19 protein-coding genes are annotated in these 16,439 nt (G+C 66.5%); 3 read left to right on the forward strand and 16 right to left on the reverse strand.

From position 1 onward, the window contains the following. Position 1: 1 nt before the first annotated feature. The 12 genes from rpmG to ZAL01S_RS09015 all read right to left on the reverse strand — a co-directional run bounded on the left by rpmG (position 2) and on the right by ZAL01S_RS09015 (position 10,916). Complete coding sequence (gene rpmG, locus ZAL01S_RS08960) at positions 2-172, reverse strand: 50S ribosomal protein L33 (RefSeq protein ID WP_066082388.1); 171 nt, start codon at positions 170-172, stop codon at positions 2-4. Next, complete coding sequence (gene rpmB, locus ZAL01S_RS08965; protein ID WP_066082390.1) at positions 172-408, reverse strand: 50S ribosomal protein L28; 237 nt, start codon at positions 406-408, stop codon at positions 172-174. The genes rpmG and rpmB overlap by 1 nt, the downstream gene beginning before the upstream one ends. Before the next feature lie 185 nt (positions 409-593). Beyond that, positions 594-1,019 (reverse strand): Fur family transcriptional regulator, encoded by a 426-nt coding sequence (locus tag ZAL01S_RS08970; RefSeq protein ID WP_066082392.1) that lies wholly within the window; start codon positions 1,017-1,019, stop codon positions 594-596. 59 nt (positions 1,020-1,078) lie between these two features. Further along, positions 1,079-1,897, reverse strand: a complete 819-nt coding sequence (locus ZAL01S_RS08975; RefSeq protein ID WP_066082395.1) for a metal ABC transporter permease — start codon at positions 1,895-1,897, stop codon at positions 1,079-1,081. Then, positions 1,894-2,808, reverse strand: a complete 915-nt coding sequence (locus ZAL01S_RS08980) for a metal ABC transporter permease (RefSeq protein WP_066082397.1) — start codon at positions 2,806-2,808, stop codon at positions 1,894-1,896. Before ZAL01S_RS08980 ends, ZAL01S_RS08975 begins: the two co-directional genes overlap by 4 nt. Beyond that, positions 2,805-3,674 (reverse strand): metal ABC transporter ATP-binding protein, encoded by an 870-nt coding sequence (locus ZAL01S_RS08985; protein WP_083523227.1) that lies wholly within the window; start codon positions 3,672-3,674, stop codon positions 2,805-2,807. Before ZAL01S_RS08985 ends, ZAL01S_RS08980 begins: the two co-directional genes overlap by 4 nt. A 102-nt stretch (positions 3,675-3,776) precedes the next feature. Next, on the reverse strand, positions 3,777-5,051 hold the full coding sequence (locus ZAL01S_RS08990) for a metal ABC transporter substrate-binding protein (RefSeq protein ID WP_066082399.1): 1,275 nt from the start codon (positions 5,049-5,051) through the stop codon (positions 3,777-3,779). Positions 5,052-5,245: 194 nt separating this feature from the next. Continuing rightward, entirely contained in the window at positions 5,246-6,760 is a 1,515-nt protein-coding gene (locus tag ZAL01S_RS08995; RefSeq protein WP_066082402.1) for a dihydrolipoamide acetyltransferase family protein, read from the reverse strand. 10 nt (positions 6,761-6,770) lie between these two features. Further along, positions 6,771-7,751 carry an alpha-ketoacid dehydrogenase subunit beta gene (locus ZAL01S_RS09000; protein ID WP_066082405.1) on the reverse strand — a complete coding sequence of 327 codons (981 nt, stop codon included), beginning with the start codon at positions 7,749-7,751 and terminating at the stop codon, positions 6,771-6,773. Beyond that, positions 7,748-8,965 carry a thiamine pyrophosphate-dependent dehydrogenase E1 component subunit alpha gene (locus tag ZAL01S_RS09005; protein ID WP_083523228.1) on the reverse strand — a complete coding sequence of 406 codons (1,218 nt, stop codon included), beginning with the start codon at positions 8,963-8,965 and terminating at the stop codon, positions 7,748-7,750. Before ZAL01S_RS09005 ends, ZAL01S_RS09000 begins: the two co-directional genes overlap by 4 nt. Positions 8,966-9,168: 203 nt before the next feature. After that, positions 9,169-10,563 (reverse strand): alpha/beta fold hydrolase, encoded by a 1,395-nt coding sequence (locus tag ZAL01S_RS09010; protein WP_066082406.1) that lies wholly within the window; start codon positions 10,561-10,563, stop codon positions 9,169-9,171. Then, positions 10,560-10,916 (reverse strand): hypothetical protein, encoded by a 357-nt coding sequence (locus tag ZAL01S_RS09015; protein WP_066082408.1) that lies wholly within the window; start codon positions 10,914-10,916, stop codon positions 10,560-10,562. Before ZAL01S_RS09015 ends, ZAL01S_RS09010 begins: the two co-directional genes overlap by 4 nt. Positions 10,917-11,104: 188 nt before the next feature. Between ZAL01S_RS09015 and ZAL01S_RS09020 the strand changes: the two genes are divergently transcribed. Together ZAL01S_RS09020 and purB are read left to right on the forward strand one after the other, a co-directional pair. Then, a complete protein-coding gene (locus ZAL01S_RS09020; protein WP_066082410.1) occupies positions 11,105-11,638 on the forward strand; it encodes a low molecular weight protein-tyrosine-phosphatase in 534 nt (177 codons plus the stop codon). A 38-nt stretch (positions 11,639-11,676) separates the two neighbouring features. Further along, positions 11,677-13,056 carry an adenylosuccinate lyase gene (gene purB, locus ZAL01S_RS09025; protein WP_066082412.1) on the forward strand — a complete coding sequence of 460 codons (1,380 nt, stop codon included), beginning with the start codon at positions 11,677-11,679 and terminating at the stop codon, positions 13,054-13,056. A gap of 111 nt (positions 13,057-13,167) precedes the next feature. Here the strand turns inward: purB and ZAL01S_RS10145 are convergent, their stop codons facing one another. The 3 genes from ZAL01S_RS10145 to panD form a co-directional block, all read right to left on the reverse strand. Beyond that, positions 13,168-13,500: a hypothetical protein gene (locus ZAL01S_RS10145; RefSeq protein ID WP_066082414.1), complete on the reverse strand. Its 333-nt coding sequence runs from the start codon at positions 13,498-13,500 to the stop codon at positions 13,168-13,170. Then, a complete protein-coding gene (locus ZAL01S_RS09035) occupies positions 13,497-14,183 on the reverse strand; it encodes an HdeD family acid-resistance protein (protein ID WP_066082416.1) in 687 nt (228 codons plus the stop codon). The genes ZAL01S_RS10145 and ZAL01S_RS09035 overlap by 4 nt, the downstream gene beginning before the upstream one ends. A 127-nt stretch (positions 14,184-14,310) precedes the next feature. Further along, the gene (gene panD / locus ZAL01S_RS09040) at positions 14,311-14,757 is read right to left on the reverse strand and encodes an aspartate 1-decarboxylase (RefSeq protein WP_066082419.1); all 447 of its coding nucleotides are present in this window, start codon (positions 14,755-14,757) and stop codon (positions 14,311-14,313) included. Between the two features lie 189 nt (positions 14,758-14,946). Between panD and ZAL01S_RS09045 the strand changes: the two genes are divergently transcribed. After that, positions 14,947-15,198, forward strand: coding sequence for a VOC family protein (locus ZAL01S_RS09045; RefSeq protein WP_066082420.1), 252 nt, complete (start codon positions 14,947-14,949; stop codon positions 15,196-15,198). A 69-nt stretch (positions 15,199-15,267) separates the two neighbouring features. Here ZAL01S_RS09045 and ZAL01S_RS10525 read toward each other — a convergent pair whose 3' ends face one another. After that, on the reverse strand, positions 15,268-16,122 hold the full coding sequence (locus ZAL01S_RS10525; RefSeq protein WP_206394044.1) for an endonuclease domain-containing protein: 855 nt from the start codon (positions 16,120-16,122) through the stop codon (positions 15,268-15,270). Positions 16,123-16,439 lie beyond the last annotated feature (317 nt).

The raw sequence follows: 16,439 nt of genomic DNA on the forward strand, positions 1-16,439 counted from the left end.
CTTAGCGCTCCTCACGGAATTCAACGTGCTTGCGGATCACCGGGTCGTACTTCTTGAGCACGAGGCGGTCAGGAGTGTTGCGACGGTTCTTCTTCGTCACGTACGTGTAGCCGGTACCCGCCGTCGAGCGGAGCTTGATGATGGGACGAACGTCCTGCGCCTTCTTCGCCATTAGAGCTTGACTCCCTTCGCGATGAGCTCAGCCACGACCGACTCGATGCCACGAGCGTCGATGACCTTGATGCCCTTCGCCGAAAGGGTGAGCGTCACGTTCTTCTTGAGCGAGGGGACGTAGTACGTCTTCTTCTGGATGTTCGGGTCGAACCGACGCTTGGTGCGACGGTGCGAGTGCGAAACGTTGTGACCGAATCCGGGCTGAGCCCCGGTCACCTGGCACACTGCGGCCATGGATTCCTCCGTCAATACCGTGGCCCCGGACGGGACCACCCAAGATCTCTTGTCTGCAGGGACGCCGGCATCGGACCGGTACTCCCGCGACGTCGCCCCGAGGGGAACCCAGGACGCGCCAAGGATCGAGCTTACGTGACGGATTCTCTGCCACGCAAGCGGTATCGCGGATTTTCTTTGCGAGGCTAGTCGCGCTCCGCTGCGCAGTCGGGACACACGCCGAACACGTCGACGACGTGGCGCGGCTCAATGAAGCCGTTCTTGCGCGCAACCTCGTTCGCCCATGCTTCAACCGGCTCGGCCTGGATCTCTTCCGCGCGACCGCACATGCGGCAGATGAGGTGGTGGTGGTGTCCGTCCATTTCGCAGAGGCGGTAGAGCACCTCTTCACCCGAGTGCAGCGAGTCCGCTTCGCCCTGCTCGGCGAGCGCCGAGAGCGCGCGATAGACCGTCGCGAGGCCGATCTTCGTGCCGGAGCGTTCGATCGCGGCGTGCAGCGACTGCGCGCTCATGAAGCGTCCAGAGCTCGAGAGCGCCTCCCGCACCGCCTGCTTTTGCCAGGTCTTACGGCGAACGGGGGTCTTCTGCGTGGTTTCGGGGGTGTCAGTCATGGGGGATCCTCCGCCCATAGGGTACGGGGAGCGGATGACGTTTACTGCGCAGCCGCACCTCACCGCGTGTGAACGAGCCGTCGCGCCGCATCCACACCGCTCGCCAGGACGTAGATGAGGGCCGCCGCGAGCGCCATGGCGCCACCGGCTGCAACGCCCCATTCGCGTGAGACGACAAGCCCGGCAACGGCAGCGAGCACGCCGAACACGACGGCGAGGATGAGCATCCACCCCACCCGCTTCACGAGCTTTCGCGCGGCGGCCGCCGGAGCAGCAATCATCGCGATCGCGAGGATGGAGCCGATCGCGGGCATGGCGAGCACGACCGTGAGGGTGATAAGTCCGAGCGCGAGGAGGTCCACGAGTTCTTCTGAGTATCCGGCGGCTCGGAATCCGCGCCGATCGAAGCTCGAGAAGAGCAGCTCCTTACCGAACGCGGCGTAGCAAACACCGACCGCCGCCAGCAGCACCGCGAGCGCGAGGAGGTTTTCGCGCGGGATGGCGAGGATCGACCCGGCAAGGAAGGTATCGACCTTGACCGGCAGGTTCGTGTTGAGGGAGAGGAGCACCTGCCCGAGCGCGTAGCCGAAGCTCAGCACGACACCCGCAGCGACCTGTTCGCCCTGTCGGCGGATGCTCGTCAGCCACGTCATGAGCCCAACAAGGACAAGGCCAAAGACGCCCGCGCCGATCGAGATGTTCACACCGAGGACCGCTGCCGCGACGCCACCGGGAAAGGTCGCGTGCGTGAGCGCGACCGTGTAGAACGCGCGGCGGCGTAGGAGGACGAGTACGCCGACGAGTCCGCAGAGGGCGCCGACGATGACGCCGGCGAGGACGGCGGCCCCGAAGTAGTCGAGCCCGAGCGCTTCGATCATGCGTCCACCTCCGCCCGCTGTTCACGTTGGCGCTCGACGCGCACCGGTGCCCGGCGCTGACGGCGACGACGTCCATCCAGGCGATCCGCGAGGCTCCGATACGCCGCAGCGACGAGGTAGACCGCGGTGAGCGCGAGGGCGACGACCCCGGTCGGCGAGACGTTGACGTTCTCGTGCACGGACAGCGTGTAGGCGCTCCAGAGCCCAACCATGCTCGGCACGAGCGCGGCGAGCATCGTGATGAGCGTCATGAGCCAGATGCGCCTGGTGAGGAGGCGACCTACGGCTGGCGGGATGATGAGCACGGCGAGGATGAGGAGGTTGCCGATCGCGCGGGCACCAGCCACGATGACGAGCGCGATGGCGAAGTTCAGCGCGAGTTCGAGGAGCTGCACGGAGAGTCCCGTCGCGCGGGCACCGGCTCGGTCGAACGAGAGGTAGAGCTGGCCGCGCCAGGTGAGCGCAACCAGCAGCCCGGCGACGGCGCCGAGACCCGTCACGATCCAGAGGTCGTGCTGGTCGACGATGAGGAGCTGCCCGAAGAGCAGGTGCTCGAGCCCGCCCGTGTACTGCCTCGTGGTGGAGACGATGATGACACCGAGTGAGAAGGATGCCGAGAGCACGACCGCCGTCGCCGCGTCATCCCCGAGCCCACGTCGTGCTGCCGCCCCGAGCAGCAGTGTCGCGATGATGGCGGCGATGCCCGCGCCGAGGTAGGTGCCGTCGGACCCGGCTATCACGAAGCCGATGACGACGCCCGGGAAGATGGCGTGCACGAGGCCGTCGCCGAGGAATTCGCGTCCGCGAAGGTTCAGCTGGACGCCCACGATACCGCCCGCGAAGGCGATGATCGCGAGCACGAGGTACGCGTTCACCATGAACGGCGGCACGAGTTGTGCGGTGAACATCATTCGCCGCGTGCACCGCCCTCGAGCTCGGTGCCGCGGAATCCGGTCTCGTGGTAGTGGCCGTGGCCGGTGTTGTAGTGGCCGTGTGCTTCGTCGTCGGCGGTGGCGTGGTCGAAGGTTTCGGCGAGCGCTTCGCTCGTGAGGACGCTGTCAACGGTGCCGAACTCGATCTGGCATCGGTTGAGCAGGAGGACGTGCGTGCAGGCGGCCGTGGCGATTTCGAAGTCGTGCGTCGAGACGATGATCGAGGTCCCGGATGCGCGAAGTTCGCCGAGGAGCTCGAGGAGCGCCTCGCGATTGCTGCGGTCGAGGCCGTTGAAGGGTTCGTCGAGCAGCAGCATGGACGGTTCGGAGACGATCGCGCGGGCGAGCATGCCGCGCTGCTGCTGGCCGCCCGAGAGGGACCCGAAGTGTTTGCCAGCTTGTTCGGCGAGACCGACTCGTTCGAGGGCTTCGTTCACGGCGCGGCGGTCGCTGGATCCCGGCCAGCGGAGCGGGCCGAGACTCCGGTAGCGGCCCATCATGACCACTTGGCGAAGCGTCACGGGGAACTCAGGGTCGATGTCGTCGCTCTGCGGCATGTAGCCGATGCGGCGGCTCGCCTTGCGGGGCGGTTGGCCGAGCACGCTGAGGTTGCCGGAGACGGTGGGGATGAGCCCGAGCACGCCCTTCAGGAAGGTGGACTTGCCAGCGCCGTTCGGGCCGATGAGGGCGAGCGCTTCACCCTCGTGCAGTTCGAGGTTCACTTCGGCGAGAGCGATGTTTCGGCTGTCGTAGGCGAAACTTGCGCGCTCGGCGCTGAGGTGAACGGGGGCTGCGCCGAGTTCGATGAGCCCCGTGGTGGGTGCGGCTTCGTCGGCGGTGGTCATTGGGGTCCTTTGCAGGCTCTGGGATGGGGTCAAGAACACGCACGTCCCCGACGCACTCGGCGCCGGGGACGTCACGTGTCTCTGGGAGCTTAGGCGGTGTGCCTAGGAGCGAAGCTCTGCGGGTGCTTCACTGGCGGTCTGACCCCAGCTCTCCATGAGCTTCGTGGTGTTGTGGATCTGCGCGCCGAGGTAGGTGCCTTCGGGGGTGCCTTCGTCACCGAGTGCGTCGGTGTAGAGGGCGTCTTTGCCGGAGAAGACCTTGGCGCCGGTCTCCTGCGCGATCGTGTTGGCGGTGTCGGCAGGCAACTGCGTCTCGGTGAAGATCGCCTTGACGTTGTTGTCCTTGATGTTCTTGACGAGCTCGTCGATCTGCTGGGCGCTCGGCTCGGCCGCGTCGTCCCAGCTCGGGATGATCGAGCCGATGTGGGTGATGTGGAACTGCTGGTTGAAGTAGTCCATCGCGTCGTGGCTCGTGACGAGCGTGCGCTCAGCCTCGGGGACCTTGTCGACGTTCTCCTGGATCCACGTCGTGAGCTGCTCGAGCTTGCCGAGGTAGCCCTGACCGTTGGCGCGAATGGCCTCGGCGTCCTTGGTGTCGACGGCGGCGAGGCCTTCGGTGATGTTCGTCACCATGGTCTCGGCACCCTTCGGGGCTGCCCAGAGGTGCGGGTTCGGGCCGTCGTGGTGGTGGTGTCCGTCGTGGTCGTGGCCTTCTTCGGCGGCGTGGTCGTGACCATCAGCGGGAGCCTCGGATGCAGCGGCTTCACCTTCGTGCGCGTGCGCGTCGCCTTCAGCAGCGTGGTCGTGGGCGTCAGCGGGGGCTTCGGATGCGGCCGCCTCGCCCTCGTGAGCGTGGTTGTGGCCAGCTTCGTCCTCGTGGGCGTGTGCGTCTTCGCTCTCGTGGGCGTGCTCGTCGGCTGCGGCCGTTTCGCTCGCGGTGGCCTCACCTTCGGCGGCGTGGTCGTGGCCCTCGTGCATCGATTCGGGGTCAAAACCCTCCGAGGAGTCGATGCGCTGGCCCGCAAAGCCGGACGAGGTGATGGCGTCGTCGAGCCAGCTTTCGAGTTGCATGCCCGATTCGATGACGACGTCGGCCTTCGCGAGGGCAGTGAGGTCGGCAGCGGTCGGCTCGAAGGAGTGCGCGCTTTCGCCGGCGCTCAAGAGCGGCGTGATCTCGACCTGCGTGCCTGCCGCGTCAAGCCCAGCGGTGACAGCCTTCGCGAAGTCGGTGACCTGCGTGGTCGTCGTGACGATCTGGAGACCGTCTTCAAGGTTGACGGTGCCCGCCTGCGGGGTGGCCTGCTGGCAGGCGCTCAGCGAGAGGCTGGCGAGGGCTGCCGCGCCAGCGGCTGCAGCGATGCGAAAACTCGTGCGCATTCGTGAATGGTCCTTCAAAGCTCGGCACGTACGTTTCGCCGTCGAGCTGCCGACAGGACTCGGCGACGTCAAGGGGATGCAGGAAAGGGTAGCACCCTATTGCAAACGATATTCATACATCGTGTGAATAAGGGGCCCGGACCAGGGGCCTCTCATCCACGCTGCCGATGCACGAGCCGAGCTCAATGCCGTGACTAGTCGAGCAGCATGGCGGGCTCTTCGACGATTTGCGCCACGTCGGCGAGGAATCGGCTCGCGACATCCCCGTCGACGAGTCGGTGGTCGAAGCTCGCGGTAAGGGTCGTGACCTTCCGCACGCGGAGTTCGCCGTCGACGACCCACGGCTTGTCCTTGATGGTGCCGAGGGCGAGGATGCCGACTTCGCCGGGGTTCAGGATGGGTGTGCCGGAGTCCATCCCGAAAACGCCGATGTTGGTGATCGTGAACGTGCCGCCCTGCTGTTCGGCAGGCTGAGTCTTGCCGTCGCGGGCGCGGAGGGTGAGTTCGGCGATCGCTTCCGCAAGCTCCTTGAGCCCCATCTCGTGGGCGTCCTTGATGTTTGGGACGAGGAGCCCGCGCGGGGTGGCTGCGGCAATGCCGAGGTTGACGTAGCGCTTGAGCGTGTAGGCCTCGTCGCTCCAGGATGCGTTCACGGTGGGGTTTCGGCGGAGGGCCCACATGACGGCCTTCGCGACGATGAGGAGCGGTGACACCTTCACGCCCGCGAAGTCGGGCGACTCCTTGAGGCGCTTCACGAACTCCATCGTGCGGGTCGCGTCCACGTCCACGAAAAGCGTCACGTGTGGCGCGGTGAACATGGACGACACCATGGCGTTCGCGATGGCCTTGCGGACGCCCCGCACCGGGATGACCTCTTCACGCGCGGCCTCCGGTTCGGGCGCAGGGGTTTCGAGGTTCTTGAAGACACTTGCCTGCTTCGCGTGACGGAGGACATCGTCGCGCGTCGTTTCACCGGCGAGGCCGGTCGCCTCCACGTCCGAGAGGTCGACGCCGAGGTCGCGGGCGAGCTTTCGGATGGGTGGCTTCGCAATGATCGGGAAGGCTTTGGCTGCGGGGGTCAGGCGGCCGAGGTTGCCAGGGGCGAGGTTTCGACGCTGCCGGGAGGCGCTGAGCTGATCGGCCGGCGCATTGAGTGCGTTCCGCTTGGCCGCCTGCGAGCCGAGCCCCTGCGCATTCCCGCCGAGCCCGCCCGGCGAGCGACCGCTGCTGCGCGCGCGACGCCGGGAACGGGGTGCGGCTTGCGTGCCGTATCCAACGAGGACGGAGCCGGAGCCCTCGTCACTCGCAGGCTCCGGCGCGGGGGCCGGGGCTGCGGCCGACACGGCCGCTTCGGATGTGACCGGTTCCGAGTCCGTGGCACCGGACGTCTCGGTGTCGGACGCACTGCCGTCGCACGCCGCGTCGCAGGCGACCGGGACGGGTGCCCCCTCCCCCGCCTGAGCATCGGCATTCACACTCATGACAAGGATGACGGTGCCGACATCGACCGTCTCGCCCTCACTCACGCGAAGCTCTCGCACGGTACCCGCGACAGGGCTCGGCAGCTCGACGAGCGACTTTGCCGTTTCGATTTCGACGAGGGTCTGGTTGTGTTCGACCGTGTCGCCGACGGCGACGTGCCACTGCACGATGGCAGCTTCGGTGAGGCCCTCACCGACGTCGGGCAGCGCAAACTCGTGGACGCTCATGGCTCTCCGATCAGTATTCGAGGGTGCGGTCGACGGCTTCGAGCACACGGTCGACATCGGGCAGGAAGGCGGATTCGAGGGCGGCCGGCGGGAACGGCACGTCGAATCCGGAGACGCGCAGCGGCGGCGCTTCGAGCGAGTAGAAGGCGCGCTCGGTGATCATGGCGACAAGCTCAGAGCCCACGCTGAAGGATCCGCTTGCTTCTTGGGCAATGACGACGCGGCCGGTCTTCCGCACCGAATCAAGCACGGGCTCGAGATCGAGGGGCGAGAGCGATCGGAGGTCGATGACTTCGGCGCTCACGCCTTCTTCCCGCGCCAATTCCGCAGCCTGGAGGAGCGTCGTCACCATGGCGCCGTGACCGACGAGGGTGACGTCGCTACCTTCACGGGCACGGCGGGATGCGTGAAGCGGTTCGCTCGGGGCGGCATCCTGCACCTCGCCCTTGTGCCAGTAGCGGCTCTTCGGCTCGAGGAAAAGGATCGGGTCGTCCGAGGTGATCGCCTGACGCAGCATCCAATACGCGTCGTTCGGGGTCGAGGGCGAGACGAGGCGAAGGCCGGGCGTGTGCGCGAAGTAGGCTTCGGGGCTTTCTTGGTGGTGTTCGACCGCGCCGATGTGCCCGCCGTAGGGCACGCGGATGACGATGGGGAGCTTCACGGCTCCAGCAGTGCGGTTGTGGAGCTTCGCGAGCTGGGTCGTGATCTGGTTGAAGGCGGGGAAGATGAAGCCGTCGAATTGGATTTCGCAGACAGGTCGGAATCCACGCATGGCCAGGCCGATGGCAGTGCCGATGATGCCTGCTTCGGCGAGCGGGGTGTCGAGCACGCGGCTCTCGCCGAATTCGCGCTTGAGGCCTTCGGTGACGCGGAAGACGCCGCCGAGTTCGCCCACGTCTTCGCCCATGAGCGTGACCTTCGCGTCGTCGCGCATGGCGTCGGCAAGGGCACGGTTGAGGGCCTTCGCCATGGGGAGCTGTTCGCGGCTCATGCCTGCGCCTCCTTGCTCACGCCGTCGGCACTCGGCTCGGCGAGGTGCCCGCCCGCATCTGGATCCGCATCAAAGGAGGCTTCGTAGCGCTCAAGCCAGGCCCGCTGCTCCTCGATGACGGGATGCTGCTCTGCGTACACGTGCGTGAACATCTCGTCGAGCACGGGCGGCTCGAGTTCGCGGCAGCGGCGGCGGATGTCGGCGGCGAGGTCCTTCGCGCGTTCCTCGATGCGAGCAAGCTCCGCAGCATCCACGCCTTCGCTCGTGAGCCATGCGCGAAGTCGCGAGATTGGATCGCGCTGCCGCCACCGTTCGACCTCGTCGGCTTGCCGGTACTTCGTCGGGTCGTCGCTCGTCGTGTGGGCGCCCATCCGGTACGTCACGGCCTCAATGTAGGCGGGGCCCATGCCTGCGCGGGCCTCGTCGAGGCGTCGGCGCGAGACGGCGTAGCTCGCGAAGACGTCATTGCCGTCAATGCGGTCGGCGGGCATCCCGAACCCGCGAGCGCGGTCGGCGAGCGGGGTGCGCGACTGTCGCTCGACGGGAACCGAGATCGCCCAGCCGTTGTTTTGCAGGAAGAAGACAAGCGGCGCCTGGTAGCTCGCAGCGAACACGAGTGCTTCGTTCGCTTCGCCCTGGCTGGTGGAGCCATCACCGAAGTAGAGCATCGTGGCTTCGTCGCGCTCGCGGTCGCCGCTGCCGACTGAGCCGTCGAAGCGCTGACCCATCGCGTAGCCGGCCGCGTGGAGTGCGTGGGCGGCGATGACGAGAGTGTAGTTGCGGACGCGGTGCTCGCGCGGATCCCATCCGCCGTGGCTGTAACCGCGGAACAGGCGCAGGATGTCGACGAGGTCGACGCTGCGAACGTGGCACACCCCGTGCTCGCGGTACGAGGGGAAGACTTCATCCTGCGAGCGAAGGGCCAACGCCGAGCCGATTTGCGCGGCTTCTTGCCCCTCGCACTGCGCGAAGAGCCCGAGTTCGCCTTGTCGCTGCAGCATCGTGGCTTCGCGGTCGAAAGCGCGGACCTCGACCATGTGCTGGAGCGCGCCGAGCCAGAACTCGGTGTCGAGTCCTGTGAGCTCGTCCGCGAAAGGTTCCGCGGCGGCGTTCGGCTGCCAGCGCCCCTCCGGAGTGAGGAATTGCACCGGGGATGCCGCAGCACAGGCCGTCTTGGCATCGCCGTCAGGCGCGAAGGTGGCGTGGATCTCCATTGCTCCCTTTCGAGTCGTGACCCGAGGCTGCAACCTCAGCTCGCCGCCGCAGCGCGTGAGGACGCTCCTCGCCCCACGACCTCGCGGCCTCTGGCTGAGTGTAATGAGGATTTGCGCCATTCGGTTGTGCGACAACGCCAAGAGAATGCGTAGTCCTTTGATGATTCCCACAACACCTGCGCGGTGCCGCTGAGCCCCACGCCCTAGCCACCGGCCCGCTCCACGCGATACGACTCGGAATCCACGACGGTCGCTCCCTCATAGGCAGCGGCGAAGCTCTCCTGGATGTCCTCGAGCTCGCCCGCGCTGCTGTCGTCCACCATCTGCGCCGTCTCGACGTAGTGGTGCTGATGGTGGGCTCCGAGCGGATCTCCCGCAACGCCGGGTTCGTCCTCCACGGATCGCGACACGATCGTCGAGTAGTCCTGGCCGAGGTCACGGATTCCTTCCAGTGCCGGGATGGGGTCCTCGGGATGCACAAACTCCACGACGTTCTCGACCCCGCTCACGTTGATGTCGCCCACCGGCGATCCCGCCACCACGAGCGTGTCGCAGTTGTAGTCGCCGCTTGCCGCAAGGTGTGACGCCACGAGACCGCCCTGAGAGTAGCCGCCAAAGACAACCCGATCGCCCTCCTCGATGCCTGCCGCACGCATCGCTGCCTCCGTGGCCTGGATGAGCTCCGTGTCGTGCCCGGCAAAGGCAGCGCCGTTGCCCCGGTTGTCGTTCGGCCCGTCACTTTCACCGAAGCCCGGATCGGCGGTGCCAGCCACGAGCACCTCATAGAAGGTGTTGCCGTTGGCATCCTGGTACGTCGTGATCCGCACCTGCGGGCCTTCCTTCTCGGAGGGCGGGATGCGGTCCATGAGCTGCCCGTAGCCGCTCGGCGGCGTCGTGATGGGCTTCCGCGCATCCGCACTCCCCTGCTGGGCCCCCGTGTAGGAGGTCACCGGGTCTCGCGTGGGCTCGACGCTCACGGGCCGCTTCGGGTCTGAGCCGAGCGCGGTCGCCACCGGCGAGACGATGTGCGGCGGCTTGAACGGTGTCGGCACACCCACCGTCGCCTCATCGAGGTACTCAACGCCGATGCGCAGCCAGTCCGGGAAGGCGCGGGACCCCACCGGATTCGCGGTCTGCGCCAGCTCCTCCAGCGTCGGCAAGCGCCCTTCGGCTATCGAGTCGAGCGTCTCATCGACGATGTTTCGGACGGCGGTCGGGCCCCACACGACGAGCGCACCGAACGCCACGAGGCCAGCACCCACAAGCGGCGGCGCCCACCCGACCAGGAGCGCGCTGCTCCCAAGCACGGTCTTGACGGCCTGCATCGCAACAGCGTCCGCCGCCTCGTACATTCCGGCCCCGAGCTGGAGCTGCAGTTCGAGCCCCGAGAGCGCAAGATGCACCTTGCCGAGGTCACCAGAGGCCCGCTCCACGCGGGCGCGCGCATCCTCGAGTTCCACCCCGCACGCCGAGATGCCCGGATCCGGCACCCACGCCCCCGAGCAGCGACGACTCGCGCGGTCAATCGAGTCAACCGCCTCCCCCAGCTGTGTCGCCGCCGAACGCAGCGAGCACTCATCCACCGTGAGCGCGCTCATTGGGCAAGCTCCGCAATCTCGGCGTTCACGATGTCGAGGGCAGCCGACAGTGAGGCGTAACTCTGCACGACATCCGTCTTCGTGAACGCGATCGCATCCGTCGCCAAACCAAGTTGGAGGCGATACGCCTCCGCCGCGAGCCCCTCCCAGGTCACGCTCGACGCCGATGCAAGCTCGGGCTCAGTCGTGTCGATGATCTCACGATGGACGCCGTCAAGGTCCACCATGCAAGCTTCAATCTCGGTCGCGAGCACGCGCAATTGCTCGAGTTTTCGCTCCTTCGCCGCGTGCGCCAGTGCGGCAGCCATCGGATCGGCGGTCGCGCCCGCCGCCAGGGCAGTGGTCAAGGTCATGGTCAGCTCCGTTCCTCGCGCACAGCGAAGATCATCCGGCAACAAGCCGCCACTCACGCCCCGAAATTCTGTGAGCGGATGCGCAATCCACAGGCCAAATCTGGATCGACGCCCACCAAACGCGGGGATTCCGCCCGAGATCGGGATCTCCACACCACACGCCACCCAGATGCGAGACAATGGCAGGGATGACGCGCTCACCAGCCCCGGCCTTCCGCCTGTGCTTTGTCTGCACAGGCAATATCTGCCGCTCCCCAATGGCCGAGGTGATCTTCCGCGAACTCACGAACACCGCAGGCCTCGCGGAGCTCATCTCCATCGATTCCGCAGGCACCGGCGAATGGCACGTCGGCGAAAAGGCCGACCCGCGCACGCGCGCCGCACTCAAGCGCATCGGCTACTCCGGCGAACAGCACCGCGCCAAGCAATTCGACCCCGCTCGATTCGAGGACTACGACCTCATCCTCACCTTCGACCGCGGCCAGCAGCGCGCCCTCCGCGCCTGGGCTGACACCGACGAGCAGCGCGCCCTCATCACGCCGCTGCTGTCCTTCCACCCGAGCCCCGACGCGGGCGAGGAAATCCCCGACCCCTACTACGGCGACGACGACCTCTTCGACGACGTCCGCGACCTCATCGAAAGCGCCTGCCAAGGCCTCCTCGCACAGCTCGAACCCGTCGTCCGCCAGGCCGCCCTCGACACCTCCGGCGACGCCAACTAGCCCCCCATCCCGTACCTGGCACACCAGTAAGGAACCTCATGCCTCTGCCTCCGCAGCTTCTGAGTCCCCTCGACACCCGCTACCGCGCCCCCATGGAGGCCCTCGGCGAGCACCTCTCCGAAGCCGCCCTCAACCGCGCCCGTGTGCACGTCGAGGTGGAGTGGCTCATCTTCCTCACCAACCGCAGCTTCTTCGGCTCGACCCCGCTGAGCGCCGAGCAGCAGCAGTCGCTGCGTGACATCGTCACGAACTTCGGCCAGGCCGACATCGACGAGCTCGCCAGCATCGAGGCGACCACTCGCCACGACGTGAAGGCCGTCGAATACTACGTTCGCGCCCGCCTCGCCGAGCGCGGCCTCGAGCACATCGCCGAACTCACCCACTTCGCCTGCACGAGCGAGGACATCAACAACCTCTCGTACGCGATCACGGTGCGGGACGCTGTTGCGAAGGTGTGGCTGCCGAAGGCACGCGCCCTCACCGACCGCTTCGCAGAGCTCGCCGAAGAGTTCCGCAACGACGCGATGCTCTCGCGCACCCACGGTCAGCCGGCCACGCCGACCACCCTCGGCAAGGAAATGGCCGTGTTCGCGCACCGCCTCCGCCGCCAGCTGCGCCGCATCGAACAGACCGAGTACCTCGGCAAGTTCGCGGGCGCCACCGGCAACTTCGCCGCCCACCGTGTCGCCTCGCCCGAGACGAACTGGCAGGACATCGCCGCCGAGTTCATTTCCGGCCTCGGCCTCACCTGGAACCCGCTCACGACGCAGATCGAGTCGCACGACTGGCAGGCAGAGCTCTACGCGGATGTCGCGCGCTTCAACCGCATCCTGCACAACGCCTGCACCGACATCTGGACGTACATTTCGCTCGGCTACTTCCGCCAGATCCCGCAGGCGGGCGCGACCGGTTCGTCAACGATGCCGCACAAGATCAACCCGATCCGCTTCGAGAACGCCGAGTCGAACCTCGAGTTGTCGTGCGCGATCCTCGACTCCCTCGCGTCGACGCTGGTCACCAGCCGTCTGCAGCGCGACCTCACGGACTCGTCGAGCCAGCGCAACATCGGCGTCGGCTTCGGCCACTCCTTCCTCGCCCTCGACAACGTGACGAAGGGCCTGGGCGAGATCGCCGTCGACCGCGAGCTGCTCGCCGCCGACCTCGACCACAACTGGGAAGTGCTCGGCGAAGCCATTCAGACCGTCATCCGCGCCGAGATCGTCGCGGGCCGCTCCACGATCAGCGACCCGTACGCAGTGCTCAAGGAGCTCACGCGTGGCCACCGCGTCAGCCGCGACGAGCTGCGCGAGTTCGTGCAGGGTCTCGAGATCGGCGACGAGGCGAAGGCCCGCCTGCTCGAGCTCACTCCCGGCACCTACACCGGCGACTCGGCAGAGCTCGTCTCGAAGCTCAGCTAGCTCGGCGCTCCGCAAACACACGGCTGTGGCCCCCTCGAGGTGAGGGGCCACAGCCGTTTTGGTTATTCTCGACGCGTGAGCCTTCGCGGCGACGCAGCAGACGGTGCGCGATTACGCCTCGTCGCGGTGCGGCTCCTCACGAACCGCGTTCTTGTCGCCGAGGGCAGCATCCGCGTCAACACGGAGTCGGTGCTCCTCATCGCCTTCCTCCGTCTCGAAACGGTCGAGGTAGACCGGGACGTCAGGATTCGGCTTGTACGAGAGCACGAGCATCGCAAGCACCACCGTCGCGACGATGAACACGACACCGCTGAAGATGAGCGCGAGATCGAAGTTCCGCAGCGACAGGATCACGAAGAAACCGGTGAACAGCGCGAGCGCACCAGCAATACCGAGAAGCTGGAAGGGCTTGAGCAGCGCCTTACCCTTCTGACGATCGGTCACGAACGAGCCTCCTTGGGGGCATCAAGTATGCGAGCAGCATCACGCTGCGCGAGACGAAGCGAAAAACCTTCAACAATGAGCAGCACGCCCAGCAGCGCAAAGTACGCGCCAACAAACCCAACGGCCTGCGTGGACGCAGTGAGCGCACCCTGGACCTGCTCGATGCCACCGTACTCCTGACGCAGATCCGGCGGCACGATCGCCACGATAAGGCCGAGCAGCACCGTAAGGGCGCCGGTGAGCATCGCATCCCGGCCGAGCACGCCGCGGCGGCGAGCAAGCCAGCCCGCCATGATCTCGAGCGCGCCCGTCACGAACGCCCACACCGCCACCAGCACAATGAAGGTGCCGGCCGTCGCCTCGTCGCCGAATACGGCGCCGAGGACGAGCGCCGTGCCGCCAGCGATTGCTGAGAGTACGCCGCGCGCGAAGGTCTGCAGGCGGGTGGGATGACGTCGGATGCCGACCGCTTCGAAGGCGACGAGCACGCCCGACAGCAGCACGCACACACCGAACACGAGCAGGCCGAACTTCGGCGAGTGGTTCGGCGTGAAGGTGATGACGGCGGCGCCAATGATGGCGGGTACCGCGCGAAGCAGCATCGATGCCCAGGCGCGTCGCGGGACAGCGGCGGTCGCCTCGGTCTCCTCCGTCGGCAACGACGCGTGGGCGTGCTGAATCATCGGAGGTCCAATCGTGGATGCGAGGCAGGGGGCGCTGGGCGGGCGCCGATGCACAGATTCTACCAAGCGGGTGCGATGGGCCGCCGTGGCTGGGGCAGTTGGGTGACCCTGCTGACGGCTTCGGTGTCTAGGCCTGTTCGGCCGGCTCCGCCCACTGCGGTGGAACCGTCGCGTGCGGCGGGCGGGCGACCTCCTCGATGAGCCCCTCGCTCGGGTCGGCGCCGATCTCCAGGATCCGGTTGTGCTCGTCGACGTGGACGACCGCCGGGGAGAAGTTGGGAGCTTCCTCGTCATCCATGAGCCCGTACGCCATGATGATCACGAGGTCGCCGACCGCCCCAAGCCGGGCCGCGGCACCGTTCAGGCCGATGACGCCAGATCCGCGCTCCCCCGGAATGAGGTACGTCTCAAAGCGTGCGCCGTTGTTCACGTTGACGATCGACACCTTCTCACCCGGGAGCAGACGCGCAGCATCCAGCAGCTCCTCGTCGACCGTGAGCGAGCCGACGTAGTGGAGATCTGCCTGCGTCACCGTGGCGCGGTGGATCTTCGACGTAAACATGGTCCGAAGCATGGGGCCTCCCAAAACTGCGTCGGCCGATCCGGCGCCCGCGGAATGCTAACAGCCGCGCGGCCCGTGGGCCAGAGGCGGCGCGCGCCGAGGCCGAGGGTCGCCGGGCGAAATTGACAGCTGCAATGCAGCCGAGCCGAGCCAGGATGAGCACGGCTCACTCTTGCCTTCCCCCGAGCGAAAGTCCACACCATGGCTGCCGATTCGGTGCCTGGCATGGGTCCGGACACGATCTTCGGCAACAACATCTCGCTCGCCTTCACGGGCCCAGAAGAGGATCTCTTCCGCGGGTGGTTCGACGCGCTCGCTGAGGGTGGCCAGGTTGTCATGCCGCTTGAGCAGCGGGGGTGGGGCGACCTTTACGGCGCCCTCGTCGACAAGTTCGGCATGACCTGGATGTTCAACATCGAGAACAAGGACGCCCCTGCCCGCCAGGCCAACTAACCCTGTGCAGTAATGGCAGTATTTGGGGCTTCGAGGCGCACCACGCCTTGAAGCCCCAAATACTGCCTTTTATGCACACCGCACCACCGGATCCGCGCGCCCCGCACGCCTCCACAGGCAGTTCGCGCGCGTCCATTTGTGCGCATCGGCGCGCACCTTACCAATGAGCAGTTGTTCCACCGCATCGAGGTCGCCCATGACGTCGCGATAGGTGAAACGCAGGACCGTGAACCCGAGCGCGTGCAGCATCCGGTCTCGCTCACGATCCCGCTGAAACTGCACTGAGTCTGCGTGATAGGCCTCGCCGTCCACCTCGATGATCAGGCGATCGCCCAAGAGAAAATCCACTCTCCCGACGCCCGCAATCACGACCTGGGCCTGGAATTGCACACGGAGACGCGTCAACAAGAGACGCATGACTGTCTCAACCCCAGACTCGGCAAGGCCGTCGCTGCGGACGATGACACGTCGCCCCGCTGAACTTGTCCAACGCCGCAGCTCGTGGAGATCGTCGTCGAGCACGAGTCTGCGTTGGCGAGCGGAGTCGAGCACCGCAACGGCGTCGTCAGCGGGGAGACAGCTCAGGGCGCAGAGCACTGACTTCAGCCCGGAATCACTCGCCCGTACGAGGGGCTCACCGATTTCGCGAGGGAGGATGTGCGACTGCACCCCGCCACTCACCTTCTCGCGTCGCGTGAATCGCACGTGCAGTCCACCGACCCCGGGCGGACGCCAGACCCCAAACTGCTCGAGGACACTCACGCAGCTCAGGACTCCACCAAAGCGGATGGCCTGCACCACACGCTCATCCGCGGAAGGCGCCGCAAACCACTTGCGTCGGAGTGAGACGAGCCGACCTCGACGGACGAGGCGCGCCACATCCGCACGCGACAGTCCTATGCCGTACAGCTGTCTGCTGCTCACGACTCCGTTCGAGGCATGAATAACTGCTTCAAGTTCCCCCATGCTTCAACTGCACCAGGGTTTTCGCCGCAAGAGTCGGGGTCAGGCAAATCTGTGGATAAGTCAGTTGTGCAGTAATGGCAGTATTTGGGGCTTCAAGGCGCACCACGCCTTGAAGCCCCAAATACTGCCATTTATGCACACCGCTCAAGAGGCGCCGCCGAAGGCGAAGGTGTGGGCGGCCTCGTTGAGGGGGTGGCCGCGGTGCGCGCGCACGTGCTCGAGGCGCACGCGGATGTTGCTGCGGCGCGGGCCTCCGCGTGGGCCTCGAGCACCGC

The sequence above is a fragment of the [Zimmermannella] alba NBRC 15616 genome, assembly GCF_001570905.1.
Taxonomy (GTDB): Bacteria; Actinomycetota; Actinomycetes; order Actinomycetales; family Microbacteriaceae; genus Pseudoclavibacter; species Pseudoclavibacter albus.

Bases quoted from the DNA above. Each gene is read 5' to 3' on its own strand.
- rpmG (WP_066082388.1), bottom strand. From the start codon at position 172: ATGGCGAAGAAGGCGCAGGACGTTCGTCCCATCATCAAGCTCCGCTCG.
- rpmB (WP_066082390.1), bottom strand. From the start codon at position 408: ATGGCCGCAGTGTGCCAGGTGACCGGGGCTCAGCCCGGATTCGGTCAC.
- ZAL01S_RS08970 (WP_066082392.1), bottom strand. From the start codon at position 1,019: ATGACTGACACCCCCGAAACCACGCAGAAGACCCCCGTTCGCCGTAAG.
- ZAL01S_RS08975 (WP_066082395.1), bottom strand. From the start codon at position 1,897: ATGATCGAAGCGCTCGGGCTCGACTACTTCGGGGCCGCCGTCCTCGCC.
- ZAL01S_RS08980 (WP_066082397.1), bottom strand. From the start codon at position 2,808: ATGATGTTCACCGCACAACTCGTGCCGCCGTTCATGGTGAACGCGTAC.
- ZAL01S_RS08985 (WP_083523227.1), bottom strand. From the start codon at position 3,674: ATGACCACCGCCGACGAAGCCGCACCCACCACGGGGCTCATCGAACTC.
- ZAL01S_RS08990 (WP_066082399.1), bottom strand. From the start codon at position 5,051: ATGCGCACGAGTTTTCGCATCGCTGCAGCCGCTGGCGCGGCAGCCCTC.
- ZAL01S_RS08995 (WP_066082402.1), bottom strand. From the start codon at position 6,760: ATGAGCGTCCACGAGTTTGCGCTGCCCGACGTCGGTGAGGGCCTCACC.
- ZAL01S_RS09000 (WP_066082405.1), bottom strand. From the start codon at position 7,751: ATGAGCCGCGAACAGCTCCCCATGGCGAAGGCCCTCAACCGTGCCCTT.
- ZAL01S_RS09005 (WP_083523228.1), bottom strand. From the start codon at position 8,965: ATGGAGATCCACGCCACCTTCGCGCCTGACGGCGATGCCAAGACGGCC.
- ZAL01S_RS09010 (WP_066082406.1), bottom strand. From the start codon at position 10,563: ATGAGCGCGCTCACGGTGGATGAGTGCTCGCTGCGTTCGGCGGCGACA.
- ZAL01S_RS09015 (WP_066082408.1), bottom strand. From the start codon at position 10,916: ATGACCTTGACCACTGCCCTGGCGGCGGGCGCGACCGCCGATCCGATG.
- ZAL01S_RS09020 (WP_066082410.1), top strand. From the start codon at position 11,105: ATGACGCGCTCACCAGCCCCGGCCTTCCGCCTGTGCTTTGTCTGCACA.
- purB (WP_066082412.1), top strand. From the start codon at position 11,677: ATGCCTCTGCCTCCGCAGCTTCTGAGTCCCCTCGACACCCGCTACCGC.
- ZAL01S_RS09035 (WP_066082416.1), bottom strand. From the start codon at position 14,183: ATGATTCAGCACGCCCACGCGTCGTTGCCGACGGAGGAGACCGAGGCG.
- panD (WP_066082419.1), bottom strand. From the start codon at position 14,757: ATGCTTCGGACCATGTTTACGTCGAAGATCCACCGCGCCACGGTGACG.
- ZAL01S_RS09045 (WP_066082420.1), top strand. From the start codon at position 14,947: ATGGCTGCCGATTCGGTGCCTGGCATGGGTCCGGACACGATCTTCGGC.